Annotated in this window: 31 protein-coding genes; 19 read left to right on the top strand and 12 right to left on the bottom strand. The window is 71.6% G+C overall.

Annotation, left to right across the window (positions count from 1 at the left end; translation table 11 throughout):
• Positions 1–7: 7 nt before the first annotated feature.
• The gene (locus OG509_RS10210) at positions 8–403 is read right to left on the bottom strand and encodes a VOC family protein (protein ID WP_406181870.1); all 396 of its coding nucleotides are present in this window, start codon (positions 401–403) and stop codon (positions 8–10) included.
• 60 nt (positions 404–463) lie between these two features.
• Positions 464–1,354: a neutral zinc metallopeptidase gene (locus OG509_RS10205; protein WP_406181868.1), complete on the bottom strand. Its 891-nt coding sequence runs from the start codon at positions 1,352–1,354 to the stop codon at positions 464–466.
• A gap of 249 nt (positions 1,355–1,603) precedes the next feature.
• Between OG509_RS10205 and OG509_RS10200 the strand changes: the two genes are divergently transcribed.
• The 3 genes from OG509_RS10200 to OG509_RS10190 all read left to right on the top strand — a co-directional run bounded on the left by OG509_RS10200 (position 1,604) and on the right by OG509_RS10190 (position 4,718).
• Complete coding sequence (locus OG509_RS10200; protein ID WP_385581451.1) at positions 1,604–3,202, top strand: ABC-F family ATP-binding cassette domain-containing protein; 1,599 nt, start codon at positions 1,604–1,606, stop codon at positions 3,200–3,202.
• Between the two features lie 352 nt (positions 3,203–3,554).
• On the top strand, positions 3,555–3,776 hold the full coding sequence (locus tag OG509_RS10195; protein ID WP_030163146.1) for a helix-turn-helix domain-containing protein: 222 nt from the start codon (positions 3,555–3,557) through the stop codon (positions 3,774–3,776).
• A gap of 162 nt (positions 3,777–3,938) precedes the next feature.
• Positions 3,939–4,718: an enoyl-CoA hydratase/isomerase family protein gene (locus OG509_RS10190; protein WP_053692585.1), complete on the top strand. Its 780-nt coding sequence runs from the start codon at positions 3,939–3,941 to the stop codon at positions 4,716–4,718.
• Between the two features lie 44 nt (positions 4,719–4,762).
• Here the strand turns inward: OG509_RS10190 and OG509_RS10185 are convergent, their stop codons facing one another.
• On the bottom strand, positions 4,763–5,716 hold the full coding sequence (locus tag OG509_RS10185; RefSeq protein WP_406181865.1) for a zinc-binding dehydrogenase: 954 nt from the start codon (positions 5,714–5,716) through the stop codon (positions 4,763–4,765).
• Between the two features lie 198 nt (positions 5,717–5,914).
• Here OG509_RS10185 and OG509_RS10180 point away from each other — a divergent pair, with 198 nt between their 5' ends.
• The 5 genes from OG509_RS10180 to amaP are packed head-to-tail and all read left to right on the top strand — an operon-like array spanning position 5,915 to position 8,155.
• Positions 5,915–6,346: an Asp23/Gls24 family envelope stress response protein gene (locus tag OG509_RS10180; RefSeq protein WP_327363112.1), complete on the top strand. Its 432-nt coding sequence runs from the start codon at positions 5,915–5,917 to the stop codon at positions 6,344–6,346.
• Positions 6,347–6,360: 14 nt separating this feature from the next.
• On the top strand, positions 6,361–6,543 hold the full coding sequence (locus OG509_RS10175; RefSeq protein ID WP_406181863.1) for a hypothetical protein: 183 nt from the start codon (positions 6,361–6,363) through the stop codon (positions 6,541–6,543).
• Positions 6,544–6,550: 7 nt separating this feature from the next.
• Positions 6,551–6,976 carry a hypothetical protein gene (locus OG509_RS10170; protein ID WP_406181861.1) on the top strand — a complete coding sequence of 142 codons (426 nt, stop codon included), beginning with the start codon at positions 6,551–6,553 and terminating at the stop codon, positions 6,974–6,976.
• Positions 6,973–7,575, top strand: a complete 603-nt coding sequence (locus OG509_RS10165; RefSeq protein WP_406181859.1) for a DUF6286 domain-containing protein — start codon at positions 6,973–6,975, stop codon at positions 7,573–7,575. The genes OG509_RS10170 and OG509_RS10165 overlap by 4 nt, the downstream gene beginning before the upstream one ends.
• Positions 7,576–7,579: 4 nt before the next feature.
• Complete coding sequence (amaP, locus tag OG509_RS10160) at positions 7,580–8,155, top strand: alkaline shock response membrane anchor protein AmaP (protein WP_406181857.1); 576 nt, start codon at positions 7,580–7,582, stop codon at positions 8,153–8,155.
• 6 nt (positions 8,156–8,161) lie between these two features.
• Here amaP and OG509_RS10155 read toward each other — a convergent pair whose 3' ends face one another.
• The 5 genes from OG509_RS10155 to OG509_RS10135 form a co-directional block, all read right to left on the bottom strand.
• Entirely contained in the window at positions 8,162–8,917 is a 756-nt protein-coding gene (locus OG509_RS10155; protein ID WP_406181856.1) for an SDR family oxidoreductase, read from the bottom strand.
• A gap of 10 nt (positions 8,918–8,927) precedes the next feature.
• Entirely contained in the window at positions 8,928–9,722 is a 795-nt protein-coding gene (locus OG509_RS10150; RefSeq protein WP_406181854.1) for an SURF1 family protein, read from the bottom strand.
• Between the two features lie 95 nt (positions 9,723–9,817).
• On the bottom strand, positions 9,818–10,051 hold the full coding sequence (locus OG509_RS10145) for a hypothetical protein (protein ID WP_385581426.1): 234 nt from the start codon (positions 10,049–10,051) through the stop codon (positions 9,818–9,820).
• A 64-nt stretch (positions 10,052–10,115) separates the two neighbouring features.
• Entirely contained in the window at positions 10,116–11,093 is a 978-nt protein-coding gene (locus OG509_RS10140) for a DEDDh family exonuclease (RefSeq protein WP_406187523.1), read from the bottom strand.
• 75 nt (positions 11,094–11,168) lie between these two features.
• Positions 11,169–11,804, bottom strand: a complete 636-nt coding sequence (locus tag OG509_RS10135) for a TetR/AcrR family transcriptional regulator (protein WP_406181852.1) — start codon at positions 11,802–11,804, stop codon at positions 11,169–11,171.
• A gap of 125 nt (positions 11,805–11,929) precedes the next feature.
• Here OG509_RS10135 and OG509_RS10130 point away from each other — a divergent pair, with 125 nt between their 5' ends.
• From OG509_RS10130 to OG509_RS10100, 7 genes are all read left to right on the top strand, one after another.
• A complete protein-coding gene (locus tag OG509_RS10130; RefSeq protein ID WP_406181850.1) occupies positions 11,930–12,727 on the top strand; it encodes an acetoacetate decarboxylase family protein in 798 nt (265 codons plus the stop codon).
• Position 12,728: 1 nt separating this feature from the next.
• Positions 12,729–13,613: an SDR family NAD(P)-dependent oxidoreductase gene (locus tag OG509_RS10125; protein WP_406181848.1), complete on the top strand. Its 885-nt coding sequence runs from the start codon at positions 12,729–12,731 to the stop codon at positions 13,611–13,613.
• Positions 13,614–13,625: 12 nt separating this feature from the next.
• Entirely contained in the window at positions 13,626–14,933 is a 1,308-nt protein-coding gene (locus OG509_RS10120; RefSeq protein ID WP_406181846.1) for an amidohydrolase family protein, read from the top strand.
• Positions 14,930–16,153 (top strand): amidohydrolase family protein, encoded by a 1,224-nt coding sequence (locus OG509_RS10115; RefSeq protein ID WP_406181844.1) that lies wholly within the window; start codon positions 14,930–14,932, stop codon positions 16,151–16,153. The genes OG509_RS10120 and OG509_RS10115 overlap by 4 nt, the downstream gene beginning before the upstream one ends.
• 383 nt (positions 16,154–16,536) lie before the next feature.
• Complete coding sequence (locus tag OG509_RS10110) at positions 16,537–17,439, top strand: sterol desaturase family protein (RefSeq protein WP_406181843.1); 903 nt, start codon at positions 16,537–16,539, stop codon at positions 17,437–17,439.
• Positions 17,436–18,146 carry a lysoplasmalogenase gene (locus OG509_RS10105; protein WP_406181841.1) on the top strand — a complete coding sequence of 237 codons (711 nt, stop codon included), beginning with the start codon at positions 17,436–17,438 and terminating at the stop codon, positions 18,144–18,146. Before OG509_RS10110 ends, OG509_RS10105 begins: the two co-directional genes overlap by 4 nt.
• A 19-nt stretch (positions 18,147–18,165) precedes the next feature.
• Positions 18,166–19,209, top strand: a complete 1,044-nt coding sequence (locus OG509_RS10100) for a zinc-dependent alcohol dehydrogenase family protein (protein WP_406181839.1) — start codon at positions 18,166–18,168, stop codon at positions 19,207–19,209.
• A gap of 76 nt (positions 19,210–19,285) precedes the next feature.
• On the opposite strand, the gene OG509_RS10095 is transcribed toward OG509_RS10100, so the two are convergent.
• Positions 19,286–20,827, bottom strand: coding sequence for a S8 family peptidase (locus tag OG509_RS10095; RefSeq protein ID WP_406181837.1), 1,542 nt, complete (start codon positions 20,825–20,827; stop codon positions 19,286–19,288).
• 277 nt (positions 20,828–21,104) lie between these two features.
• Between OG509_RS10095 and OG509_RS10090 the strand changes: the two genes are divergently transcribed.
• From OG509_RS10090 to moaA, 3 genes are all read left to right on the top strand, one after another.
• Positions 21,105–21,482, top strand: a complete 378-nt coding sequence (locus OG509_RS10090) for a DUF485 domain-containing protein (RefSeq protein WP_385591701.1) — start codon at positions 21,105–21,107, stop codon at positions 21,480–21,482.
• A complete protein-coding gene (locus tag OG509_RS10085) occupies positions 21,479–23,116 on the top strand; it encodes a cation acetate symporter (RefSeq protein ID WP_406181835.1) in 1,638 nt (545 codons plus the stop codon). The genes OG509_RS10090 and OG509_RS10085 overlap by 4 nt, the downstream gene beginning before the upstream one ends.
• A gap of 195 nt (positions 23,117–23,311) precedes the next feature.
• Positions 23,312–24,301, top strand: a complete 990-nt coding sequence (gene moaA, locus OG509_RS10080; RefSeq protein WP_406181833.1) for a GTP 3',8-cyclase MoaA — start codon at positions 23,312–23,314, stop codon at positions 24,299–24,301.
• A gap of 44 nt (positions 24,302–24,345) precedes the next feature.
• Here the strand turns inward: moaA and OG509_RS10075 are convergent, their stop codons facing one another.
• The gene (locus tag OG509_RS10075; protein WP_406181831.1) at positions 24,346–24,600 is read right to left on the bottom strand and encodes a hypothetical protein; all 255 of its coding nucleotides are present in this window, start codon (positions 24,598–24,600) and stop codon (positions 24,346–24,348) included.
• A gap of 146 nt (positions 24,601–24,746) precedes the next feature.
• Positions 24,747–25,025: a DUF3099 domain-containing protein gene (locus tag OG509_RS10070; RefSeq protein ID WP_385591712.1), complete on the bottom strand. Its 279-nt coding sequence runs from the start codon at positions 25,023–25,025 to the stop codon at positions 24,747–24,749.
• 234 nt (positions 25,026–25,259) lie between these two features.
• On the opposite strand from OG509_RS10070, the gene OG509_RS10065 reads away from it, so the two are divergent.
• The gene (locus tag OG509_RS10065) at positions 25,260–25,538 is read left to right on the top strand and encodes a GlsB/YeaQ/YmgE family stress response membrane protein (protein ID WP_406181829.1); all 279 of its coding nucleotides are present in this window, start codon (positions 25,260–25,262) and stop codon (positions 25,536–25,538) included.
• Between the two features lie 81 nt (positions 25,539–25,619).
• Here the strand turns inward: OG509_RS10065 and tyrS are convergent, their stop codons facing one another.
• On the bottom strand, positions 25,620–26,885 hold the full coding sequence (gene tyrS / locus OG509_RS10060; RefSeq protein ID WP_385591706.1) for a tyrosine--tRNA ligase: 1,266 nt from the start codon (positions 26,883–26,885) through the stop codon (positions 25,620–25,622).
• Between the last annotated feature and the right edge of the window lie 20 nt (positions 26,886–26,905).

The raw sequence follows: 26,905 nt of genomic DNA, 5'->3' as shown, positions 1-26,905 counted from the left end.
GCGGGTCTCAGACCTGCGGCGCGTACGTCCCGAAGCTCCAGATGTTGCCCTCGGCGTCCTTGGCCATGTAGTCGCGGGATCCGTAGTCCTGGTCGGTGGGCTCCATCAGGATCTCCACGCCGTGCTCCGCGGCCCGCCGGTGATGGGCGTCCACGTCGTCGACCACCACGTAGACCCCCACGGGCCCGCCGTCCCCCATGGACTTGTCGAACACGCTGCCGGTGCCCTTGCTGCCCAGCATCACCAGGCCGTTGCCGTAGGACAGCTCCGCGTGCATCACCGAGCCGTCCTCGCCCTCGTACACCGCGACCTGACTGAAGCCGAAGGCCTCGGTCAGCAGCTTGATGGCAGCCTTCGCGTCGCCATAACGCAGTGTGGGACAGATGGACGGAACGCCTGCCATGACGACCACTCCCTCTTGTGACGGTGACCTGCGTCACAGCATGGCAGGCGCCGCCGACCGTCAGCGGAAGGTGTTGCACTGGGCCATGTCGCCCGTGCGGTAGCCCTGGTAGAACCACTGCTGGCGCTGCTGGGCCGAGCCGTGCGTCCAGGACTCCGGGGTCACCCGGCCCTGGAACTTCTCCTGGATCCGGTCGTCGCCGACCGCGGCGGCCGCGTCCAGGCCGTCCTTGATGTCCTGGTCGGTCAGGCTGGTGATCAGCGGCCGGCCCGTGGACTCGTCCGGAGTCTTCGTCGCGTTGTGCGCCCACACCCCGGCGTAGCAGTCGGCCTGCAGCTCGACCTTGACCGCGTTGCTGTTCGCGCCCTGCCGCCCGTCCTGGGCCTTCTGCAGGGTTCCGGTCAGGTTCTGGATGTGGTGCCCGTACTCGTGCGCGACGACATAGGCCTGGGCGAAGGGGCCGCCGCTCGCGCCGAACTTCGTCCGCAGCTCGTCGAAGAAGCCCAGGTCCAGGTAGACCTGCCGGTCGGCCGGGCAGTAGAAGGGGCCGACCGCCGAGGTGGCGGCCCCGCAGGCGGTGTTCACGCGGCCGGTGAAGAAGACCGTCGACGCCCGGGTGTACCGGCCGCCGCGCCGGGTGAACTCGTCCTTCCAGAAGTCCTGCGTGCTGTTGACGACCGCGACCAGCCGGCAGTCCTCCCGCGTGTTCGCGTCCCGGCCGGTCCTGCAGGCCTGCTGCACCTCGCTGACGGACGAGGAGGTCACCGCCGGCTCCGGGTTCCCGGAGGACAGTCCCAGCTGGTCCGGGCCCACACCGAAGATCAGCCCGAGGATCAGTGCGATGAGGCCCGCGATGCCGCCGCCGATCGTCGCCCGCCCGCCCGGTACGCGGCTGCTGCGCACGTCCTTGACCTCGGATGTGTCCAGGTTGGCGTCGTCGTCGAACTGCATCCCGCACCGCCTCGATTCAACGGGGCCGCCCCTGCGGCGAGTATCACCCGGTCCATCCTGATACGTGCCGCGGCCCACCGGGGCGGTCCCTCCGCCGAACGGGGGACCCGTCAAGGGCCGGGCGTGCCCCCAAACCGGTTGCGCACCCCCGGTAGAATGAATCCCATGGCAAATCTCCTCGCGGATTAGCGGCGTCGAAGCATCGCGTCCTGCCCCCCTTCCGCCGTCCCCCCGCCCTGGAGTATTTCCGTGATCACCGCCACCGGCGTCGAGCTGCGCGCCGGCGCCCGCGTCCTCATCGAGTCCGCTTCCTTCCGCATCGCCAAGGGCGACCGCATCGGCCTGGTCGGCCGCAACGGAGCGGGCAAGACCACGCTCACCAAGTGCCTCGCCGGCGAGGGCCAGCCCGCGGGCGGGTCCATCACCCGCTCGGGCGAGGTCGGCTACCTCCCGCAGGACCCGCGCACCGGCGACCTCGACGTCCTGGCCCGCGACCGGATCCTGTCCGCCCGCGGTCTCGACGTCCTGCTCAAGAAGATGCGCATGAACGAGGAGCGCATCGCCACCGGCGCCGGCGCCACCCGCGAGAAGGCGCTCAAGCAGTACGAGCGCCAGGAGACCGAGTTCCTCACCAAGGGCGGATACGCCGCCGAGTCCGAGGCCGCGACCATCTCGGCCGCCCTGAGCCTGCCCGACCGGGTCCTCGGCCAGCCGCTGCACACCCTCTCCGGCGGTCAGCGCCGCCGCGTCGAGCTCGCCCGGATCCTCTTCTCGGACGCCGACACCCTGCTCCTCGACGAGCCGACGAACCACCTCGACGCCGACTCGATCGTCTGGCTGCGCGACTACCTGAAGAACTACCGCGGCGGTTTCGTCGTGATCTCCCACGACGTCGACCTGGTCGAGACCGTGGTCAACAAGGTCTTCTACCTGGACGCCAACCGTTCGGTCATCGACATCTACAACATGGGCTGGAAGCTCTACCAGCAGCAGCGCGAGGCCGACGAGAAGCGCCGCAAGCGCGAGCGCCAGAACGCCGAGAAGAAGGCCGCGGCGCTGAACTCGCAGGCCGACAAGATGCGCGCCAAGGCCACCAAGACCGTCGCCGCCCAGAACATGGCCAAGCGCGCCGACCGGCTGCTCGCCGGCCTGGACGCCGTCCGCGTCTCCGACAAGGTCGCCAAGCTGCGCTTCCCGGACCCGGCGCCCTGCGGGAAGACCCCGCTGACCGCCGAGGGCCTGTCGAAGTCGTACGGCTCCCTGGAGATCTTCACCGACGTCGACCTGGCCATCGACAAGGGCTCCCGCGTCGTCATCCTCGGCCTCAACGGCGCCGGCAAGACCACGCTGCTGCGGCTGCTCGCGGGCACCGAGAAGCCGGACACCGGCGAGGTCACCCCCGGCCACGGCCTCAAGCTCGGCTACTACGCCCAGGAGCACGAGACGCTCGACCCCGAGCGCACCGTCCTGGAGAACATGCGCTCGGCCGCGCCGGACCTGGACCTGGTCGCCGTACGCAAGACGCTCGGCTCCTTCCTCTTCTCCGGTGACGACGTGGACAAGCCGGCCGGGGTCCTCTCCGGCGGCGAGAAGACCCGTCTGGCCCTGGCCACGCTGGTCGTCTCCTCCGCGAACGTGCTGCTCCTCGACGAGCCCACCAACAACCTGGACCCGGCCAGCCGCGAGGAGATCCTGGGCGCGCTGCGCACGTACAAGGGCGCGGTCATCCTCGTCACGCACGACGAGGGCGCGGTCGAGGCGCTGGAGCCGGAGCGGATCATCCTGCTCCCGGACGGCGTCGAGGACCTCTGGGGCCCGGACTACCGGGACCTCGTCGCGCTCGCCTGATCCTCCCGGAGCCGGTGATCCAGTTCCTTATGGATCATTCGGCTCAGGCGTGATCCATCATCTGAGTGAGACGGTCTCGTACCTCTGCGCTCTGTACGACGGCCCCGGCCGTGCCCGCCCGGGTACGCAGCCGGGGCCGCCGTTTTCCGTTGATCGGCCCCTGACCTGGAGATTCCCGGTGAGGGCGGAGAAGTGTGACGGACGTCATGCAGCGGAAGAGAAGATTCCGTTCTGCTGATGTGTCCACGACTCGGGAAATGTCGTCGTACCGACCTTGCTGAATGGGTGGCCAGGAAGCCGGGGAGGGGTGATCATGAGAAGTCCAGAGCGCACTTCCCATGAGGAGGCACGGGTGGCCGAGACTCTGAAGAAGGGCAGCCGGGTAACCGGCGCCGCGCGCGACAAGCTCGCGGCAGACCTGAAGAAGAAGTACGACTCCGGTGCGAGTATTCGTGCGCTGGCCGAGGAAACCGGCCGGTCCTACGGATTCGTCCACCGGATGCTCAGTGAGTCCGGAGTCATTCTGCGTGGTCGCGGTGGCGCGACGCGCGGCAAGAAGGCGGCTTCGGCCTGACCCCGATCCAGGCCGTCAGGCCCGGATCCGGGGTGGATCACGCTCGCCTGCCCACACCGTAGTTCCTTCGGTGACCCCCGGTCGGCCGTCCGGTCGACTGGGTGGTTACTGTGCAGTCACTTAGGCCGGGATTGCGGCCGACTGCACACCGGAGGCACACCGATGGCTCTGCTCGACAAGGACGGCGTACGGCTCACCGTGGACGACTCGGTCGCGACGGTGACACTGACCAATCCGGCCAAGCGAAACGCTCAGTCCCCCGCGCTCTGGCGGGCGTTGGCGGAGGCCGGAAGGTCGTTGCCGGGCACCGTCCGGGTCGTGGTGCTGCGCGGTGAGGGCAAGTCCTTCTCCGCCGGACTCGACCGGCAGGCGTTCACCCCCGAGGGTTTCGAGGGTGAGCCGTCCTTCCTCGATCTGGCGCGCGGTTCGGACGAGCTGCTCGACTCCACCATTGCCGAGTACCAGGAGGCATTCACCTGGTGGCGGCGCAACGACATCGTCTCCATCGCCGCCGTACAGGGCCATGCGATCGGCGCCGGCTTCCAGCTCGCGCTGGCGTGTGACCTGCGCGTGGTCGCGGACGACGTGCAGTTCGCCATGCGCGAGACCAGCCTGGGTCTCGTGCCCGACCTGGCCGGGACGCAGCCGCTGACCTCGCTGGTCGGCTATGCCCGCGCGCTGGAGATCTGCGCGACGGGCCGCTTCGTGCATGCCGAGGAGGCCGAGCGGGTCGGGCTGGCCAACCTGGTCGTACCGGCCGATGAGCTGGACGCGGCGGTGCAGGACCTCACGACGGCGCTGCTGGCTCCGCCGCGCGATGCCGTCATCGAGACCAAGGCCCTGCTCCGCGATGCCGGATCCCGGCCCTACGACGCCCAGCGCTCGGCGGAGCGCGCCGCCCAGGCCCGCCGCCTGCGCGACCTGGCCGGCCTCTCGGACTGACCCGGAGTTCCGGGGGCTCCCGCCCCCGGACCCCGGTGGGCCCGTCAAGGGATCAGCAGGGCCTTGCCCGGGATCTCGCGGGCTTCCATCGCACGGTGGGCCCGCGCGGCCTCCGCCAGCGGGAACCGCCGCGCGATCACCGGGCGGAGCCGCCCCGCCGCCGCCTCGGCCAGGGCGAAGCCCGCCAGGCGGGTGATCTCCGCCGGCGGGAACTGGACCTCGGCGATCCCGCGCAGCGCGATCCCGCGGCGCTGCGCCTGCGCCGGGTCCAGCGCGGTGAAGCCGCCGCTGGGGGCGCCGTGCGCCGAGACCCGTCCGCCGTCGCGGACCAGCCCGAATCCGGCCAGGCCCAGCTCGCCGCCGACCCCGTCCAGCAGTACGTCCACCAGGCCGCCGACCGCCTCGGTCCACCCCGGCTCCGTGTAGTCCACCGCCCGGTCCGCGCCCAGCTCCCGGATCAGCGCCAGCTTCCGCTCGCCCCGCGCCGCCCCCACCACGTACGCCCCCGCGGCCACCGCGAACTGCACCAGCAGCGTGCCCATCCCGCCGGCCGCGCCCAGGATCAGCACCCGCTCGCCCGCCTTGATGCCGACGCCCTCGACGATGCCCGATCCGGTCACCCCGTCGTGCGCCAGCGCCGCGGCCTCCGCCGTCTCCAGCCCGTCCGGGACCGGGACCAGGAATTCCACCGGGACCCGGACCAGTTCCGCGTACGTCCCCTTCGTCCCCGGGGCCGCCACCACCCGGCGCCCGTGCCAGCCCGGGTCCACCCCCTCGCCCACCGCGACGACGGTGCCGGCGGCCGCGCCGCCCGGCACGTACGGCGGGTGGATGCCGAAGGACTCGCCCCAGCCCCCGCGGATCTGGGTCTCCACGAAGATCGTGTCCACGGCCTCGGCCCGGACCACCACCTCGCCCGCCCCCGGCACCGGATCCGGCACTTCCACCGGCACCAGGACCTCCGGACCGCCGTACCCGTCCACCCGTACCGCCCGCATGACGCTTCCCCCTGCCCTGTCCGAAAACGGCCTCGCGGCCTTGATCACTTGCTTGCCCACTCTCCGACCTCAACCGCAGTTGAGGTCAAGGGGTGAAGGGCATCCGTTCCCGGCCGACCGGCGTAGTCCCGGTGCGCCGCCGGAGCACCGCGCATACCGTGGTCCGGAGTGAGTCCAATCCGCGCGAAGGGACACGCGATGACCGAATCCACATCCGGGGGTGCCTCACGCAACCCGGCCGACCGTGGCCGCACCACCATCTCGGACGGGGTGGTCGAGAAGATCGCAGGACTCGCCGCGCGCGAGGTGGTCGGCGTCCACGCCATGGGCAGCGGCAGCGGCCTCTCCCGCACCTTCGGCGCCGTCCGCGACCGGGTGCCCGGCGGAGCGAAATCATCGGCCACGCGCGGGGTGAAGGCCGAGGTCGGCGAAGTACAGACCGCCCTCGACCTGGAGATCGTCGTCGACTATGGCGTGTCGATCCGCGACGTCGCGGGGGCCGTCCGTGAGAACGTCATCTCGGCGGTCGAGCGGATGACGGGCCTGGAGGTCGTCGAGGTCAACATCGCGGTCAGCGACGTGAAGCTGCCCGACGAGCCCGACGAGGAGCCGGAGTCCCGACTCCAGTGAAGGAGGAGCCCCCCATGAGGATGGCCGTCGCCGGCCTCTTCGCCGGCATGGCGCTCGCGTTCGCCGGATACTTCGGCGGATTCGGGGCCTTCCTGCTGGTGGCGGCGCTCGGCGCCATCGGCTTCATCGTCGGGCGGTTCCTGGACGGGGATCTGGAACCCGGCGCCTTCTTCCGCCCCCGCGACCGCGACAGGTGAGGCCCCGATGACCACGCCACGGGTGGTTCCCCCACACGCGCCCCCCGCTGAACGGGGGGCCACCCGGATCGCCGACCGGGTCGTCGCCAAGATCGCGGCCCAGGCCGCCCGGGAGGCGCTCGCCGCACAGCCGGACGGGCCGCCCCGGGCCGTCGGGCCCGCGGGCGCCCCCGGTTCCGCCGGGGCCGCCACCGGGCAGGCCGCCCCCCACGCCACCGTCACCGTGCACCACGACATCGCCCGGGTACGGGTGAGCCTGGAGCTCGAATACCCCTCCGACCTCGCCGCCCAGTGTGCGGCCGTACGCCGTCAAGTGGTCCGCCGCATCGAGGAGTGCGCCGCCATGTCCGTACCCGAGGTGGACATCGACATCGAGCACCTGCACTCCGCGCACACCCGCACCGCCGCCGTACGGGACCGGAAGCTGCGGTGACGGCGCCCGACCCCGGCCAAGCCCCGCCCCGGGAAGCGGCCCCGGCCCGCGTCCGCCGCTTCCGGTCCGCCCGGCGGATCCCGTCCGCGCTGACGGCACTGGCCGTGCTCGGAGTGGCGGGCCTGTTCCTGTACGACCTCGCCGCAGTACGGGCCGGCCGCCCCGGCATGCAGTGGCGTGGGGAACTCGCCCACCAGCTGGAGCGGCACACCCCCGCCGACCCGGAGGTGCTGATCGGCGCCGGGGTCCTCGCCATGGTCGGGGCGGTGCTCCTGTTCCTCGCGCTGACCCCCGGGCTCCGCGGGCTCCTGCCGATGCGGCCGCCGGAGCCGGCCGCCGGGGTACGGGCCGGGCTCGGCCGGAAGGCCGCCGCGCTGGTGCTCCGGGACCGGGCCATGGAGGTGTCCGGGGTGCGCTCGGCACGGGTCGCGGTGCGGCGGTCCCGCGTCGCGGTGCGGGCGCAGTCCCACTTCCGCGAGCTGGACGACGTACGGGCCGACCTGGAGGAGGTCCTGGCCGTCGGCATCGGGGAACTGGGCCTCGCGCACGCGCCGCGGTCGCGGGTACGGGTCACCCGGGCCCCCGTCGGGAAGGGGTGAGCGGATGCTCGGGACGGTGAACCGGATCCTGCTCGGGATCATCGGCGCCGTGCTGCTGGCCGCCGGGGTGGCGGTGCTGACGGCGCTGCGGCCGCTCGGCGGCCGCCACGAGCCGCTGCTGTCCGCGGCGACCCGTGAGCGGTACTGGCACGCCGAGGGCTGGTGGTGGTGGGCGGTGCTCGCCGGGCTCGGGGTGTGCGTGGTGCTCGCGCTGTGGTGGCTGCTGGCGCAGCTGCGGCGCTCGCGGCTGCCCGCGGTGGCGGTGGACACCGGCGACGGGGCGTTCGCGGTGCTGCGCGGGCGGGCCCTGGAGGAGGCGGTGGCCGCGGAGGCGGGGGCGCTGGACGGGGTCGCCCGGTGCAGCGTCGTCCTGCGCGGCCGGCAGGGGCGCCGGAGCCGGCGCACGGCCCCGAAGCTGCGGGTGGACTTGGAACTGGAGCCGCACGCCGTCCCGGCCGACGCCCTGGCGGAGCTGGCCGGGCCGGTGCTGAGCCACGCCCGCCGGTCGGCGGGCCTCCCCGAACTGCCCGCGGAGGCCCGCTTCCGGATCACCTCCCACCGGGCCCGGCGCGTGACCTAGGGGGCGTCAGAAGCCGCGGCGGGCGCCGCCGTCGACCGGGAGCATGACGCCCGTCAGGTACGAGGCCGCGGGCGAGAGAAGGAACGCCGCCGAGCGGCCGAACTCCTCCGGGGTGCCGTAGCGCCGCAGCGGAATGCCGGATTCGTTGGCCGCGCGGGCCGCCGCCGCATCGCCCGACAGGGCGTCGAGCTCGCGGACGCGGTCGGTGTCGATCCGGGCCGGGAGCAGCCCGACCACGCGGATGCCGCGCGGTCCGAGCTCCACCGACAGGGATTTGGCGAAGCCGGCCAGCCCCGGCCGCAGGCCGTTGGAGATGGTCAGCCCCTGGACCGGCTCGTAGACCGAGCTCGACAGGACGAAGCCGATGACCCCGCCCTCGCCCAGCTCGGCCGCCGCCGCGCGGGCCAGGCGTACCGCGCCCAGGAAGACCGACTCGAACGACGCCGCCCACTGCTCGTCGGTGTTGCTCGCCGCCGAACCGGGGGCGGGGCCGCCGACGCTGATGAGGATGCCGTCGAGGCGGCCGAAGCGTTCCTTCGCGGTGGCGACGAGCGCGGCCGCCGCCTGGGGGTCGGAGTTGTCCGCGGCGACGCCCACGGCGTTCGGACCCAGCGAGGCCGCCGCCTCGGCGGCGCGCGTCGCGTCGCGGCCCGTCACGATCACCTTCGCGCCGTCCGCCGCCAGTTCGCGGGCCGAGGCGAAGCCCAGGCCGCGGGTGGCTCCGGTGACGACGTAGACACGGTCTTTCAGTCCAAGATCCATGCCCGACACGCTACGCCGTCGGTGCCGGCTCCCGCTCGGGGGTGGCGCCGGCCGCCGCGGCCGCCGCGCGGTCGCGCTTCTCGCGCCGTACGAGCACCAGCCAGCCCACCGGAACCGACGCGGCGAACAGCCACCACTGCACGGCGTACGCCATGTGCGGGCCGATCGAGTCGTGGTCGGGGTCGGCGACCGGCTCGGGGCTGCCGCCCGCCGGGGCCGGAGCGGTGAGCTCCATGTAGCCGCCGAGGACGGGCTTGCCCAGGTACTCCGCCTGCTGGGCGCTGTTGATCAGCATCACCTGGCGGTCCGGCAGGCCCTTGCGGTCCTTGATGCCGCTGCCGCCGCTCGTCTCGTCGGCCTTCAGCCGCCCGGTGACGGTCACCTCGCCCGCGGGCGCGGCCGGTACGGGCGGGTACGCGCGCGGGTCGTCGCCGCCCGCCACCCAGCCGCGGTTGACCAGGACCACCCGGCCGTCGGCGAGCACCAGCGGGGTCAGGACGTGGAAGCCGACCTTGTCGTCGTTGTCGGTGCGCATCCGTACGACGACCTCGTGCGCGGTGTCGTACGTACCGGTGGCGGTGACGGCGCGCCAGAAGTCGGCCCGCGGGACCTGGTGGCCGGGGGAGGTCACCTCGGTCATGGGCACCGGCTTCGCGGACAGGTTCGCCGCGATCAGCTCGTTCTGCGCGACCCGGTGCTCATGGCGGTGGTACTGCCAGAACCCCAGCTTGATCATCGCGGGGATGAGGGCGAGGGCGATGAGGGTGAGGCACACCCATTGCCGGGTCAGCACAAAGCGGTACACGCCCACGACGGTACCCCCAGCCGAGAAGACCCCGGCGGCCGGGTGGCCGTCCGGGGTCGGGGAGGGAGACGGGAAGGGACGGGGGGAGGGGAGGGTCACACGCGGTCGACGATGCCCACCTTCCCCTCCGCGCGGGCGCAGTGCGCCCCGCAGAACCACTGGTCCCCGACCTCGACGCCCTGCCCGATGATCTGCACCCGGCAGTGCTCGCAGATGGGCGCCATGCGGTGGATGGCGCAGGAGAAGCAGTCGAAGACGTGCACGCTGCCCTGCGCGTGCACCTCGAAGGACATGCCGTAATCGTTTCCGCAGACCTCACAACGTGCCATGCGCCACAGGGTGGGACCGGACGGGCGGGACGGGAAAGCGGGCGCCGGGCGAGTCGCCCGACGCTCACCCGTCTGCCGCAGCCACGTCCCGCAGCAGTTGGGTGAAGGCCGCCTCGTCGACCACCGGCGTACCGAAGGACTTCGCCTTGACCGTCTTGGAGGTGGCCGAGTCGGGGTCGTTCGTCACGAGCAGGCTCGTGAGCCGCGACACACTCGTGGCGACGTGCAGCCCCGCCTCGATCGCCCGGTCCTCCAGCAGCTCCCGGTCCACCGAGGTGTCACCCGAGAAGGCGATCCGCATGCCCTGCTTGAGCGGTTTGCCGTCCTCGAAGCGCCCCGGGTTCGGGTGCGGACACGGCGGCCGCTTGCGCGAGGGCCGCCAGCCGGCGCCCCCGTACGAGGCCTGGTGGCCGATCCGCGGGGTGACGGGGGAGTCCGACCACTCGGTCAGCGGCCGGCACTCCAGCAGGGGCAGCCGTACGCCGTCCCGCGCGGCGGCGTGCAGCGACGGACGGAACGCCTCCGCGAGCACGCGGGCGTCGTCGAGCGCGTGGTGGGCGCGCTGCTGGACCACGCCGAAGTGCGCGGCGAGCGACTCCAGCTTGTGGTTGGGCAGCGGGAGGTTCAGCTCCTTCGACAGGGCGATGGTGCACAGCCGCTGACGGACCGGCGCGGTCTCGGCGGCCCGCGCGTACTCCCGGGCGATCATCTGCCAGTCGAACATGGCGTTGTGCGCGACGAGCACCCGGTCCGCGAGCCGGCCCGCGAACTCCTCGGCGATGTCCTTGAAGAGCGGAGCGTCCTGGAGCATGTCGCTGGTCAGCCCGTGGATCCAGACCGGACCCGGGTCCCGCTGCGGGTTGACCAGGGTGTACCAGTGGTCCTCGACATTGCCCTGCGCGTCGAGCCGGTAGACGGCGGCGGAGATTATCCGGTCGTCGCGAGCGAGCCCGGTCGTCTCCACGTCGACGACCGCGTACCCCTCTGGGTACGCGGTCGGCCACGTCGTCTCTGCGGTCGTACGGTCGTCGAGCATGGTCACAGAGGATATCGGCACGGACTGACACCCGGTGCCCGACGGGTTCGGCCGGCCCGGGCGCGGGGTCCGCAAACCGGATTACCGCGGGGGCGGGTTCGGGGATGCCAGCAGGGAGCGGACGAGGGCGCGCAGGGAGAGCAGGAACAGCCGTTCCGGGTCGGCCGGGCGGGCGAGGGCGCGGGCGAGCTCCGGGTCGTCGGGTGCCACGGCGGGGTCCCAGAGGTCGCTCTCGGCGGGGGACTGGGTGGGGGAGCGCTCGCGGTTGCGCTCCACGAGGAGGTACCCGACGATCTGGAACTGGACCGCGCGCACGGCGTCGGCGGCCCGCGCCCCGCGCAGCCCGGCCGCGTGCACCTCGTGGACCAGGGCCTGCTGGGCGGGAAGGAACATCCGCTCGGTGAGGCCGCGTTCGTGGACCATCGCGATCAGGTGCGGCCGCTCGCGCAGTTCGCGGCGCAGGGTCCGGGCCACGGACAGGATCCGCTCGACGGGGGTGCGGCCGGCCGGCCGTATCGCGCCCATCTCCTGGACGGTCCGCTCCACGAGGGCGTCGAGCAGTGATTCGCGGTTGCCGACGTGCCAGTAGATGGAGGTCACCGCCGTGCCCAGCTCGGCGGCGAGTTTGCGCATGGTGAGGGCGGCCGGGCCGTGCTGCTTGACCAGGGAGGCGGCCGCCGCCAGTACCTCGTCACGGGTGAGCGCGGTTCTGGCCATGGCCGTCTCCCGCCAATCTGTCGGATCGTCAGTTCTGGTCCGTGTAGGGGTCTTTACCCTTCATCGGTGGCGGTGTAACTGTGTTACAGGACCGATCCGCTCAAGGACGAGGGATGGTGCGAGACATGGCACGCGTACGGTACGGAGCGCGCACCGAGGCCGAGATCACGGCGTCGCGCGAGAAGAGTTCCCGGCTCCCCGACATCTGGTCCACCGGAGTGGTGGCGGTCTGGGAGAGCGACCCGGACGTGGTGGCGGCCGTCCTGCCGCCGCCGCTCAAGCCCGCCGAGCGGCCCCTCGTACGGGCCAACATCAGCAAGGTCGACCTGCCCGGCTACCCCCTCGGCGCCGGCTCGGTGGCCGTCGCCGCCCAGCACGACGGGGTCGAGGGCTGGTACCCGCTGGTCATGCCGATGACCCACGAGCGGGCCCTGATCGGCGGCCGCGAGGTCTTCGGCGAGCCGAAGAAGCTGGGCGAGGTCGACGTCGAGCGCGAGGGCCTCGTCGTACGGGCCTCCCTGGCCCGGCACGGGATCGCCTTCGTGGAGGTGCGCGGGGCGGTGGACCGCGAACTGCCGCTGCCCGAGCCCGCCGCCAAGACCGACTTCTACTTCAAGTTCCTCCCCGCGGTGGACGGTTCGGGCTTCGACGCCGACCCGGTGCTCGTCCACGTCACCCGCAACGAGAAGGTCCGCAAGCTGGAGCACGTCACCGGTGACGTGGTCCTGCGCGAGTCGATGTTCGACCCCGTCGCCGACCTCCCCGTCCGCCGGATCGTGGAGATCACCATCGGCGAGAAGACCACCGACCAGAAGGGCCGCGTCGTCGAGCGCGTCAGCGCCCGGGCCCTCCTCCCGTACGTCCACCAGCGCTACGACGACCCGATGCAGATCCTCGACGGCCCGCCCGAGGGGAGCGTGTGACATGCGGCTCGAACCCGGACAGGTGGCCGTCGTCACCGGCGCCGCGAGCGGCATCGGCCTCGCGATGGCCCGCCGCTTCGCGGCCGAGGGGCTGAAGGTCGTCCTCGCCGACGTGGAGGAGGGGGCCCTGCGCAAGGCCGCCGACGAGCTGACCGCCGACGGCGCCCAGGTGCTGGCCCGGCCCGTCGACGTCAGTGACCGCGACTCCGTGATCGCGCTGGCCGACGCCGCGTACGACGCCTTCGGCGCCGTGCACGTGCTCTGCAACAACGCGGGCGTCGGCTCCGGCGCCGAGGGCCGGATGTGGGAGCACGAGCCCAACGACTGGAAGTGGGCCTTCTCCGTCAACGTCTGGGGCGTCTTCCACGGCATCCAGGCCTTCGTCCCGCGCATGATCGCGGGCGGCGGCCCCGGCCACGTCGTCAACACCTCCTCCGGCGACGGCGGCATCGCCCCGCTGCCCACCGCCTCCGTCTACGCCGTCACCAAGGCGGCCGTCGTCACCATGACCGAGTCGCTGTACGCCCACCTCAAGGCGGAACGCGCGCCCATCGGCGCCTCCGTCCTGTTCCCCGGACCGCACATGCTGCGCACCGGGCTGTGGGAGTCGCACCGCAACCGGCCCGAGCGGTACGCGAAGCAGCGGCCGCGCAAGACCCCGTACCGCAGCCTCGACCAGTACGAGGCCGCGATGAAGCAGGCCGGCCACGAGGTGGACTTCACCCCGGTCGAGGAGGTCGCCGAGCACGTCGTCGACGGCATCCGCGCCGACCGCTTCTGGATGCTCCCGGCGAGCGAGCACAGTGACCGGCAGATCCGCGCCCGGTCGCAGTCGATGCTCGACCGCGCCGACCCCGCCTACCTGGAGAGCTTCATCCTCGACTGAGGAGCGTTTGCAGTGAGTGAGACCGTGAACGACAGCAGCGCGTACGAAGATCCGTACCTGATCATCTCCTCCGACTGCCACGCGGGACTGCCGACCGAGCAGTACCGCCCGTACCTCGACTCCCGCTTCCACCCCCGGTTCGACGAGTTCCTCGGCCAGCAGGGCGTCCGCCGCGCCGAGGCCACGCGCCTCGGCGTCCGCAACGAGGCCTTCGCGGAGAAGTGGTTCCACGACCACGAGGAAGGCCTCAGGGGCGGCTGGGACACGGCGCAGCGCCTGAAGGAGCTCGACGGCGACGGGGTCGCCGGCGAGGTCGTCTTCCCCGACGCCGACGCCGTGGACAGCCAGACCGCCGCCCCCTTCGGGGTGGGCCTCGGGCTCTCCGGCGACCAGGACCCCGAGCTCGGCATGGCGGGCGCGCAGGCGCACAACCGCTGGCTGGCGGAGTTCGTCTCCGAGACCCCCGAGCGGCACTGCGGCGTCGCCCTGCTGCCCATCACGGGCGAGCCGAGAGAGGTCGTCGCCGAGATACACCGGGCCAAGGAGTCCGGGCTGGGCGCGCTGATGATCCCCGCGATGTGGGTGGACAAGGCGCCGTACCACGACCGCCGCTACGACCCGGTGTGGGCGGCGGCGGCCGAGACGCGGATGCCGATCGTCACCCACTCGGGGTCCTCGCCGCGCCACGAGTACGGCGACCACCTGGGCATCTTCGTCTCCGAGGTCACGTGGTGGCCGTCCCGCCCGCTGTGGTTCCTGCTCTGGTCCGGGGTCTTCGAACGGCACCCGGGACTGCGGTTCGGCGTCGCCGAGTCGGGCTGCTGGTGGCTGCCGAACCAGCTGTGGTTCATGGACCGGCTCTACCTCGGCGCGCACGGCGGCAAGAAGCTGTCGCCGTTCGAGGAGCTCAAGCGCCCGCCGAGCGAGTACCTGGACCGCCAGGTGTTCATCTGCGCGACGAACACCAAGCGGCGCGAGCTCGCCCAGCGCTACGAGATCGGCGTGGACAACATCCTGTGGGGCTCGGACTTCCCGCACCCCGAGGGGACCTGGCCGTCCACCCGGACCTGGCTGAAGAACACCTTCCACGACATCCCGGTCGGCGAGACCCGCAGGATGCTGGGGCTGGCGGCGGCCGAGGTCTTCGGCTTCGACACGCGGAAGCTGGCCCCGCTCGCCCGCCGGATCGGCCCGACCCCGGCGGAGCTCGGCCAGTCGGCCGACCAGGCGTCCGTGGAGTCCTCCTGGGCCCGCTCGCGGGAGACCGGCCGACACTGGCTGACGGGCGAGGACTTCCCCGCCCTGGGGGTGGACCGATGACGGACACGGAGCGGTACACGGTCATCTCGGCGGACTGCCACGCGGGCGCGGACCTGCTGGACTACAAGCCGTACCTGGAGAAGCGGTACCACGAGGAGTTCGACGCCTGGGCGGCCACCTACGTGAACCCGTACGAGGACCTCCTCGCGGACACGGCGGACCGCAACTGGAACTCGGCGCGCCGGCTCGCCGAGCTGGAGGCGGACGGCATCGTGGCGGAGGTGGTCTTCCCGAACACGATCCCGCCGTTCTTCCCCAAGGCCTCGCTGATGGCCCAGCCGCCGACGGCCGCGGAGTACACGATGCGCTGGGCGGGGCTCCAGGCGCACAACCGCTGGCTGGCGGACTTCTGCGCCGACGCTCCGGGCAGGCGGGCGGGCGTGGTGCAGATCCTCCTCAACGACGTGGACGCGGCGGTGAAGGAGATCCGCCGCACGCGGGAGGCCGGCCTGACGGGCGGCATCCTGCTGCCCGGCGTCCCGCCCGGCTCGTCGGTGCCCGAGCTGTACTCGGCCGCGTACGACCCGATCTGGGCGGTGTGCGACGAGCTGGACGTCCCGGTCAACCACCACGGCGGCTCGGCCTCGCCGCCGCTCGGCGACGAACCGGCCGCGAGGGCGGTCTTCATGGTCGAGACGACCTGGTTCTCGCACCGCGCCCTGTGGCACCTGATCTTCGGCGGCGCCTTCCGCCGCCACCCGGGCCTGAAGCTGGTCCTGACGGAGCAGGGCTCGGGCTGGATCCCGGGTGTGCTCGACATGCTGGACTACTACCACGGCCGCCTGGTCGCGGCCTCGGCCACGGCCGAGTCCAAATTCGGGGCGGGTCTGGCGGAGTCGATGGGCAAGGGCCCGAGCGAGGTCTGGCGGGACAACTGCTTCGTGGGGGCCAGCTTCATGCGCCCCCACGAGGTCCCGCTGCGGGACCGTATCGGCCTCGACAAGATCATGTGGGGCAGCGACTACCCCCACGACGAGGGCACCACCCCGTTCTCCCGCGAGGGCCTCCGCATCGCCTACGCGGGCCTCCCGAGGGATGAGGTGGCCGCAATGGCCGGCGGCAACGCGGCCCGCGTGTACGGCTTCGACCTGGCCCTGCTGGACGGCCTCGCGGCCAAGCACGGCCCGACGGTCGCGGAGATCGCGGAACCCCTGAAAACGATCCCCCCGGAAGCCACGAGCCCGGCCTTCGCCAAGGGCGGCTCGGTCCGCATCTGGTGACCTGCCGTGCCCCTTGCCGGGGCGGCTCAGGCAATGGCCTTGAGCCGCTCCGGCGCGCTCCGGTCGAGCCAACCCGCCCCACCGTCGGACCAGTTCCACGTCGGCCCGGGCGCCGAAGCCCGGGAGGGTGGCCGCAAGCGCCGTCGGGTCCAGATCCGCCGCGAAGTCGGGGCCGGGCCCGCGCCCGGGGGCCGGGTCAGGAGGGACTTCAGCGGCGCCCCCGCCACGGTCCCCGCCACGCGTAGGAGAACCGTCTCCAAGCCCGTCATCCGCCCGCCCTTCCCCCGGCCCGGAGATCATCGCGCGAACCGCTGGTAACCCCGATGGATACCGATCGGTAACAACCCCTGGCGGAGCCCCCGAACCCGCTCTATGGTGCGGGCATGCCGAACCTGCCCGATGTCGTGCTGTGGTCCATACCCGCCTTTGTGCTGCTCACCGTCATCGAGGTGGTGAGCTACCGGCTCCATCCCGACGAGGACGCCGCCGGCTACGACGCCAAGGACGCGGCGACGAGCGTCGCCATGGGCATCGGCAGCATCGGCTTCGACCTGCTCTGGAAGATCCCGGTCGTCGCGGTCTTCACGGCGGTCTACGAACTGACCCCGCTGCGCGTCCCGTTCCTGTGGTGGACCGCCCTGCTGATGCTGCTGGTCCAGGACTTCCTCTACTACTGGCAGCACCGGCTCCACCACGTCATCCGCATCCTGTGGGCCTGCCACGTCGTCCACCACAGCAGCCGGAACTTCAACCTCACCACCGCCCTGCGCCAGCCCTGGACCAGCGCCACTACCTGGTGGTTCTACCTCCCGATGGTCGCCCTCGGCGTGCACCCGGCCGCGATCCCGTTCTGCTACGGCATCAACCTCCTCTACCAGTTCTGGGTCCACACCGAGCGCATCGGCAAGCTCCCGCGGGCCTACGAGTACGTCTTCAACACCCCCTCCCACCACCGCGTCCACCACGCCTCCCAGGGCGGCTACCTGGACCGCAACTTCGGCGGGATCCTGATCGTCTGGGACCGGATGTTCGGCTCATGGGTGGGGGAGACCGACCAGCCCGTCTACGGGCTCACCAAGAACATCAGCACCTACAACCCCCTGCGCGTCGCCACCCACGAGTACGCCGCCATCGCCCGCGACGTCCGCGCCGCCCGCAGCTGGCGCGAGCGCGCCGGACGCGTCTTCCGCGGCCCCGGCTGGCAGCCCGCCGCCCCGGTGGCGGCCGAGGCGGCCGAGTCCGCCGGGTCCGCCGCCCCCGCGAAGACCTCGGAGCACGCCGCGTGAGCGACACCGACTCCCGTGCGTTCCGTACGCCCTCCTGGGCGCGGCCCGTACCCGAGGGAGCCGGCGCCGCCGTTCGCGTCCTGCTCGGCGCCTTCGCCGTCGCCACCGCCCTCGACCTCGGCTCGCTGCTGGCCGGCTGGCACCTCGGGCACGTCCTCGCCAAGCCGCTGCTGATGCCGCTGCTCGTCGCGTACGTGATCACGAGACGGGCGCCCCGGCTGCTGATCGCGGCCCTGCTCTTCGGGTGGGGCGGGGACCTGGCCCTCCTCTTCGATGCCGACCCCGCCTTCCTCGTCGGCATGGGCTCCTTCGCCGCCGGGCACGTCTGCTACCTCGTGCTCTTCGGCCGGGGCAGAACGCATCCCGCGCTCGGGGGCGCGTACGCCCTGGCGCTCGTCGGGACCGTCGCGCTGCTCTGGGAGGACCTCCCGGCCGACCTGCGCATCCCGGTCGCCGGGTACAGCCTGCTCCTCACCGCCATGGCCTACCGTTCCAGCGCCCTCGGCCTGCGCGCCGGCCTCGGCGGGGCGCTGTTCCTGATCTCCGACACGCTGATCGCCACCGGGGTCGCCGACTGGCCGCAGCTGCCGCGCCCCGACTTCTGGATCATGGCCACCTACGTCGCCGCCCAGTACCTGCTGGCCACCGGCGCGCTCGCTCCGACGCAGGCGTACCGTAGGACGGTCATACAAGACTCAACCAACTGATCCGGAGGGCTGCACACCCATGCGCGCCACCGTCATCCACGCCCCGCACGACATCCGCGTGGAGGAGGTGCCCGACGCTGCGATCCAGCGCCCCGAGGACGCCGTCGTCCGCGTCCTGCGTGCCTGCATCTGCGGCAGCGACCTGTGGGCCTACCGCGGCGAGGCCGCGCGCCAGCCCGGCCAGCGCATCGGCCACGAGTTCCTCGGCGTCGTCGAGGAGACCGGCTCGGCCGTGTCCGGTCTGAAGGCCGGCGACCTCGTCGTCTCCCCCTTCATGTGGTCCGACGGCACCTGTGACTACTGCTCCGAGAGCCTGTACACCTCCTGCGTGGGCGGCGGCTTCTGGGGCTCCGTCGGCTTCGACGGCGGCCAGGGCGAGGCCGTCCGCGTCCCGCACGCCGACGGCACCCTCGTGAAGCTGCCCGCCGAGGCCGTCTCCGACGACCACCTGCTGACCGGCCTGCTGGCCCTCTCCGACGTCATGGGCACCGGGCACCACGCCGCCCTCGGCGCGGGCGTCCGCAAGGGCTCCACGGTGGCCGTCGTCGGCGACGGCGCGGTCGGCCTGTGCGGGGTCCTCGCCGCCAAGCGCCTGGGCGCCGAGCGGATCATCGCACTGGGCCGCCACACCGTCCGTACGGACATAGCCAAGCTCTTCGGGGCCACCGACGTCGTCGCCGAGCGCGGGGAGGCCGCCGAGGCCGCCGTCCGCGAGCTCACCGGCGGCCAGGGTGCCCACGCGGTCATCGAGGCCGTCGGCACCGAGCAGTCCATGCGCACCGCCGTGAACATCACCCGCGACGGCGGGGCCATCGGCTACGTCGGCGTCCCGCACGGCAGCGGCACCGGCCTCGACCTCGGCGTGATGTTCGACCGCAACATCAGCCTGCGCGGCGGCGTCGCGCCCGTGCGCGCGTACATCCCGGAGCTGCTGGAGGACGTGCTGAGCGGCGCGATCGACCCGGCGCCCGTCTTCGACCGGGCCGTGTCCCTGAACGAGGTCCCGGACGGCTACCGCGCGATGGACGACCGCAGCGCGCTGAAGGTGCTCATCAAGCCCTGACGGTGGCGAACGGCGGGAGGGGCCGGCCCGGGGGGAATCCCCTGGGCCGGCCCCTCCCGTTCAAGCGGTCGAGGCGCTACTTCACGGCCTTGAGCGCGTCCACCACGCCGTAGCCGTAGTACCCGGTCTGGCCCCACTTGCTCTGGCACGTGGTGGCGTCGACCAGCGCGCCCGTCGCGTCGTAGAGCTTCTCCGGGCAGGCCGTCTTCGTGGCCTGGGCCTTCAGCATGGCCTGGAGCTGCGACGGCGTGGCCTTCGGGTGCGCGCTCTTCAGCAGCGCCGCCACGCCCGCCACGTGCGGTCCGGCCATCGAGGTGCCCTGCTTGTATCCGTAGCCGCCGCCCGGCACGGTCGACAGCACGCGGCCGTTGGCGTCCGGGGTGGCCGGAACCTGCCACTTGTCGCCGCCGGGGGCGGCGACGTCGACGACGCCCAGCCCGAAGCTGGAGTAGTACGACCGGAAGCCCTGGTCGCCGGTCGCGCTCACCGTGACCACACCCGGGAGCTGGGTGGGGATGTCCAGGCAGACGTGCGGGTCGATCGTGCGCGGGACCGGGGTGGCGTCGTCCGGGCTCGTGTCGTCGACGATGGCGTTCGACGCCAGGTCGTGGTTCGAGTTGCCCGCCGAGGCCACGCTGAGCACGCCCTTGCGCTCGGCGTACTTGGTCGCCCTGCCGAGGGCCTCCACCAGCGCCTTCTGGTCGTCGTCCGCCTTGCAGTTGTAGAGCCACGGGTCGACGTAGTAGCTGTTGTTGGTCACCTCGATCCCCTTCTCGGCGGCGAACATGAAGCCGCAGACGACCGCCTCGGTGAAGAACAGGCTGGTGCCCGGCTCGCTCACCTTGATCGCGGCGACCTTCACGCCCGGCGCGACACCCGCGACGCCGATGCCGTTGCGCGCGGCCGCGATGGTTCCGGCCACGTGCGTGCCGTGGTCGCTGCCGTCGGGGTACGGGCGCCACGCACCGTCGGTGGTGTCCGCGACGCCGCCGACGCAGTTGGCCGACTGGCCCTTGGAGAAGTTCGGGGCGAGGTCCGGGTGGGTGTCGTCGACACCCGTGTCGATGACGCCCACGGTGACGTCCGGGCTGCCATCGTTGATCTTGTGCGCCTGATCGGCCTTGATCGCCCGCAGGTCCCACTGGTTGGGCTCCAGCGGCTCCTGACCGTCCGTGGCCGTCGCCGCCGCCTTGGCGGCGTCCGCCGCGCTGAGCTTCTGCGTCGTGCCCTCCTCGGTGGTCGCCACCGTCTGGAGGGGGGCCGTCCGGGTGGCGCCGACCGACACGAACAGGCCGCGCTGCACGCGCAGCTGCTTGGCGAAGTCCGGGTTCTGGGAGTGTGCGACGACGACCCCGATCTGCTCATAGGACGTCACCACCGTTCCACCGGCCCGCTCGACGGCCTTCTTCGCGGCCTTCACCGATGCGTACGTGGTCAGGTTCGCGACGTACGAGAGCTTGGGGCCGGTGGTGTCGGGCTTCGCCGCGGCCGCCGTACCCGCCGTGTTGCCCAGCGGGGCGGCGGAGGCCGCGACCGAGGGCAGGAAGGCGAGCGAGGCGGTGAGCGCCAGGCCGACCGGAACGGCGATTCGCCGGCGGCCGGGTCCCAGATGAGCCATGGGTTCTCCACATCATCCGTGAAAGAAGCCGTCCGCGCGGGGTCGCGCCGGACGGCGGGTTCATGACAAGCGAACCTAGTGCCGACGTACGACTTTCCGCCATCAGTTCGACGAAATCAGATTCCGAAGAATCATCCGAAGAATCAACGGGTGTTGAACCATCCCGACGCGCCGTACGTGCCGTTGACAAGGGGGGATCAGCGCCACCGTCCCCCCCCACACGGAGGTTGTTTTGTCCGTCGTCCCCACCGCACCCGCGTCACAAGGAGAGCCCCCCGTGACCACCGAAGCAGCGCCGCCGCACGGCAGCGCGGGAACGCCCGCGGCGAGCCTCACGGCGAGCCCCACGGCCGAAGAGTTCACCGCCGTCCAGCAGAGCGCCGAATTCGCCGAACTGCGCAGTTCCTACCGGTCCTTCGCCTTCCCGCTCACCGTGGCCTTCATCGCCTGGTACCTGCTCTACGTCCTGCTGTCCAGCTACGCCGGCGAGTTCATGGGGACCAAGCTCTTCGGCAACATCAACGTCGCCCTCGTGCTCGGCCTCGCCCAGTTCGCGACGACCTTCCTGATCGCCTGGCTGTACTCCCGGCACGCCGCCGCGAAGCTCGACCCGAAGGCCGCGGCCATCAAGGCGCGGATGGAGGCCGGCGAATGAGCGACACCCTCCCCCTCCACCTCGCGGGGAACGTGGCCGCAGGCGCCACCGAGCACCGGCCGCTGATCATCACCCTGTTCGGGCTGTTCGTCGTCGCCACCCTCATCATCACGATCTGGGCCGGCCGCCAGACCAAGGACGCCGCCGACTTCTACGCGGGCGGCCGCCAGTTCACCGGCTTCCAGAACGGCCTGGCCATCTCCGGCGACTACATGTCCGCCGCGTCCTTCCTCGGCATCGCCGGCGCCATCGCGCTCTTCGGCTACGACGGCTTCCTCTACTCCATCGGCTTCCTCGTGGCCTGGCTGGTCGCCCTGCTGCTCGTCGCCGAGCCGCTGCGCAACTCCGGCCGCTACACGATGGGCGACGTGCTCGCGTTCCGGATGCGGCAGCGGCCCGTCCGTACCGCGGCCGGCACCTCCACCATCGTCGTCTCGATCTTCTACCTGCTCGCCCAGATGGCCGGCGCCGGCGTGCTCGTCTCGCTGCTCCTCGGCATCACCAGCGACAGCGGCAAGGTCGCCGTCGTCGCACTGGTCGGCGTACTGATGATCCTGTACGTCACCATCGGCGGCATGAAGGGCACCACCTGGGTCCAGATGATCAAGGCCGTCCTGCTCATCGCGGGCGCCCTGCTCATCACCTTCCTGGTACTGCTGAAGTTCAACTTCAACATCTCCGACCTGCTGGGCAAGGCGGCCGAGAACAGCGGTCAGGGCGCCAAGTTCCTGGAGCCCGGACTCAAGTACGGCAAGGACGCGACGACGAAGCTGGACTTCATCTCGCTCGGCATCGCACTCGTACTCGGCACCGCCGGCCTGCCGCACATCCTGATCCGCTTCTACACGGTGCCCACGGCCAAGGCCGCCCGCAAGTCCGTGAACTGGGCCATCGGCATCATCGGCGCCTTCTACCTGATGACCATCGCCCTCGGCTTCGGCGCCGCGGCCCTGCTGAAGCGCACCGACATCCTCGCCTCCAACAAGGCCGGCAACACCGCCGCCCCGCTGCTCGCCCAGGAAGTCGGCGGCGGAGCCGGCTCCACGGGCGGCGCGGTCCTGCTCGCCGTGATCTCCGCGGTCGCGTTCGCCACCATCCTCGCGGTCGTGGCCGGGCTCACCCTCGCCTCCTCCTCGTCCTTCGCCCACGACCTGTACGTGAACGTGATCCGCAAGGGCAACGCCACCGAGCAGGAGGAGGTCCGCGCGGCCCGCTGGTCCACGGTCGTGATCGGCGCCGTCGCCATCGGCCTCGGGGCCCTGGCCCGCGACCTCAACGTCGCCGGCCTCGTCGCCCTCGCCTTCGCGGTCGCCGCCTCCGCCAACCTGCCGACGATCCTCTACAGCCTCTTCTGGAAGCGGTTCAGCACCCAGGGCGCGCTGTGGTCGATCTACGGAGGCCTCGTCTCCGCGGTCGTCCTGGTGCTCTTCTCCCCGGTCGTCTCCGGAAAGCCCACCTCGATGTTCAAGGACGCCGACTTCTACTGGTTCCCGCTGGAGAACCCGGGCATCGTCTCGATCCCGCTCGGCTTCCTGCTCGGCTGGCTGGGCACCGTCCTGGCCAAGGAGAAGGCCGACCCCCAGAAGTTCGCGGAGCTTGAGGTCCGCTCCCTTACGGGAACGGGCGCTCACTGACACCGTGCTCATCATGAGATGAGCCGAGCACGCAACGTGGCCGCGTCGTACTTCTCTACGACGCGGCCACGCCGCGTCTCGTTCATTTGGGCATCCCTACGCCTCACAGCCGTCGCGTAGGCTCGAATACAGCGCCAGGCATGTAGCCGAAGTGGCGCGGACGTCTCTATGGACCGGACAGGGAGGGGGCCCGAAATGCTTCTCGACACCTACGGCCGCGTGGCCACTGACCTGCGCGTCTCACTCACCGATCGGTGCAATCTGCGCTGCACGTACTGCATGCCCGAGGAGGGTCTGCAGTGGCTCGGAAAGTCTGATCTGCTGACCGACGAGGAGATCGTCCGGCTGATCCGGATCGCCGTCACGCAGCTCGGGATCACCGAGGTCCGCTTCACCGGCGGTGAACCGCTGCTCCGGCCCGGCCTGGTCGGCATCGTCGAGCAGTGCGCGGCCCTGGAGCCGCGCCCCCGGATGTCCCTGACCACCAACGGCATAGGACTCAAGCGCACCGCACAGGCGCTCAAGGCCGCCGGACTGGACCGGGTAAACGTTTCGCTGGACACCCTGCGGCCCGAGGTCTTCAAGACCCTCACCCGGCGTGACCGCCACCGCGACGTCATCGACGGCATGGCCGCGGCCCGCGAGGCCGGCCTGACCCCCGTCAAGGTCAACGCCGTCCTGATGCCGGGCCTGAACGAGGACGAGGCCCCCGACCTGCTCGCCTGGGCCGTGGAGAACGAGTACGAGCTCCGCTTCATCGAGCAGATGCCGCTCGACGCCCAGCACGGCTGGAAGCGCGAGGGCATGATCACCGCCGGTGACATCCTCGCCTCGCTGCGCACCCGCTTCACGTTGACCGAGGAAGGCGCCGAGGAGCGCGGCTCCGCCCCGGCCGAGCGCTGGGTGGTCGACGACGGCCCCGCCACCGTCGGCGTCATCGCCTCGGTCACCCGCCCGTTCTGCGGGGCCTGCGACCGTACGCGGCTCACGGCCGACGGCCAGATCCGTACGTGCCTGTTCGCCACCGAGGAGTCGGACCTGCGCGCCGCGCTGCGCTCGGGCGCCCCGGACGAGGAGATCGCCCGCCTGTGGAAGGTGGCGATGTGGGGCAAGAAGGCCGGGTCCGGACTCGACGACCCGTCCTTCCTCCAGCCCGACCGGCCGATGTCCGCGATCGGCGGCTGACGGCGGCCGCGCCGTCGGCCGGCTCGCCGAAGCCGCTCCGGCCGCTACGGGCGCTCCGAGCCCTCCGGCTGCACCCACTCGTCGAGCTTCACGACGTCCTTGAGGAACCCGCGGACCCCCAGGAACTGGGAGAGGTGCTCCCGGTGCTCCTCGCACGCCAGCCAGGTCTTGCGGCGCTCCGGCGTGTGCAGCTTCGGGTTGTTCCACGCCAGGACCCAGACGGCCGCGTCGCGGCAGCCCTTGGCCGAGCAGGAGGGCGCGGGCGCCTGGGGGGAGTCGGGGGAGTCAGGGGAGTTCACGCCTCAACCCTACAAACCCCTGCCACGGAAAGGCGACGCCGAGCAGCCACGGGGGGAGCTGCCCGGCGTCGGTCCGTCGCTCCGACGGGGGATGCGGAGCGCGTAGGCAGTATGTCACGCAGGACCCGGTGCAGTGCACCGGAACTTCATGATTGATCTGAGCTTTTCTTGAGGTTTCCCGCGTCCAGTGCCGGACGCACAGGTGACGGGATGAAGTGCGAGGGCAGCGAGGGGGTCGACTCGCGCCCCGCGTTGGCGATGACCACGGCCACGTACGGCAGCAGCCCGCCCGCGATGAGCGTCACGATCGCCACGTGACGTTCCACGTTCCACAGGATCACCGTGGCCAGCACCGAGAGCGTCCTGATCGCCATCGAGATGACGTACCGGCGCTGCCGTCCCCGCACGTCCTCGTCGAGGCCCATCCGGGCTCCGGTGATCCGGAAGACCTCGGCCCCGTTCCGCTTCTTCCGCTCCACGCTCCACCGCCCGATCCGCCTGCCGGACACTCCCCGGTCCGAACTCCTCCCACCGTACGCCGCCCGCCCCGTGGCGAGGAGAGGGGGTGTCCCCCGAATGGGGCTGTCCGAAATGCGCAGTACGCCGTACGGGTCGAAACTGGGCCCACATGCGCACAACGCGCCACGAGGAGGCTCGACATGTCATGGTTGTGGGCGATCATCGTCGGTTTCGTGCTGGGCCTCATAGCCCGGGCGATCCTGCCGGGCAAGCAGCATCAGCCCCTCTGGCTGACCACCCTGTTCGGTATCGTCGGCGGCATCCTCGGCAACGCCGTCGCGGTGTGGATCGGCGTCGGGGAGACCAGGGGCATCGACTGGACCCGGCACCTGCTGCAACTTGCCGGAGCAGTGCTGATCGTGGCTCTCGGTGAGATGGTCTACAAGTCGCTCAAGGGCGGCAGCAAGCAGATGACCTGAGGGGCGGCGTGACGGAGGGGCCGGCCGGACGACTCGTCCGTACCGGCCCCTCCGCCGCGCTCGGGCGTCAGGCCCCGGGCGTCAGCCCGTGACCTCGACCGCCGCCAGGTTCTTCTTGCCGCGGCGCAGCACCAGCCAGCGCCCGTGCAGCAGCTCCTCCTTGGCGGGGACCGCGTCCTCGGCGGTGACCTTCGCGTTGTTCACGTAGGCGCCGCCCTCCTTCACGGTCCGGCGGCCGGCCGACTTGCTCGCCACCAGCCCGGTCTCCGCGAGCAGGTCCACCACCAGGCCGGGCTCGGCGACCTGTACGTGCGGCAGCTCGGACAGGGCCGCGGCCAGCGTGGCCTCGTCCAGGTCCGCCAGCTCGCCCTGGCCGAACAGCGCCTTCGACGCGGCGATCACGGCCGCGCACTGGTCGGCGCCGTGCACCAGGGTGGTCAGCTCCTCCGCCAGCGCCCGCTGGGCGGCGCGCGCCTGCGGCCGCTCGGCGGTCTGCGCCTCCAGCTCCTCCAGCTCCTCGCGGGACCTGAAGGAGAGGATCCGCATGTAGGTGGAGATGTCCCGGTCGTCCACGTTCAGCCAGAACTGGTAGAACGCGTACGGGGTGGTCATCTCCGGGTCGAGCCAGACGGACCCGCTCTCGGACTTGCCGAACTTGGTGCCGTCCGCCTTGACCATCAGCGGGGTCGCCAGCGCGTGCACCTCGGCGTGCGGCTCCAGGCGGTGGATCAGGTCGAGACCGGCGGTCAGGTTGCCCCACTGGTCGGACCCGCCCTGCTGGAGGGTGCAGCCGTAGCGCCGGTACAGCTCCAGGAAGTCCATGCCCTGGAGCAGCTGGTAGCTGAACTCGGTGTAGCTGATGCCCTGGTCGGACTCCAGGCGCTTGGCGACCGAGTCCTTCGTCAGCATCTTGTTGACGCGGAAGTGCTTGCCGATGTCACGCAGGAACTCGATGGCGGACATGCCCGCCGTCCAGTCCAGGTTGTTCACCATGATCGCGGCGTTCTCGCCCTCGAAGGACAGGTACGGCTCGATCTGGCCCCGAAGCCGGGTCACCCAGTTCGCGATCGTCTCCGGGTCGTTCAGCGTCCGCTCGGCGGTCGGCCGCGGGTCGCCGATCTGACCGGTGGCCCCGCCGACCAGCGCCAGCGGCCGGTGCCCGGCCTGCTGGAGCCGGCGTACGGTCAGCACCTGCACGAGGTGTCCCACGTGCAGGGAGGCCGCCGTCGGGTCGAAGCCGCAATAGAAGGTGACCGGACCGTCCGCGAACGCCTTGCGCAGCGCTTCTTCGTCGGTGGACTGGGCGAAGAGCCCACGCCACTTCAGTTCGTCGACGATGTCCGTCACGGTCTCTCGACTCCTTCAGA

This window comes from Streptomyces sp. NBC_01006, from assembly GCF_045162725.1.
Taxonomy (GTDB): Bacteria; Actinomycetota; Actinomycetes; order Streptomycetales; family Streptomycetaceae; genus Streptomyces.
This window is presented reverse-complemented; position numbering and strand designations above follow the sequence as displayed.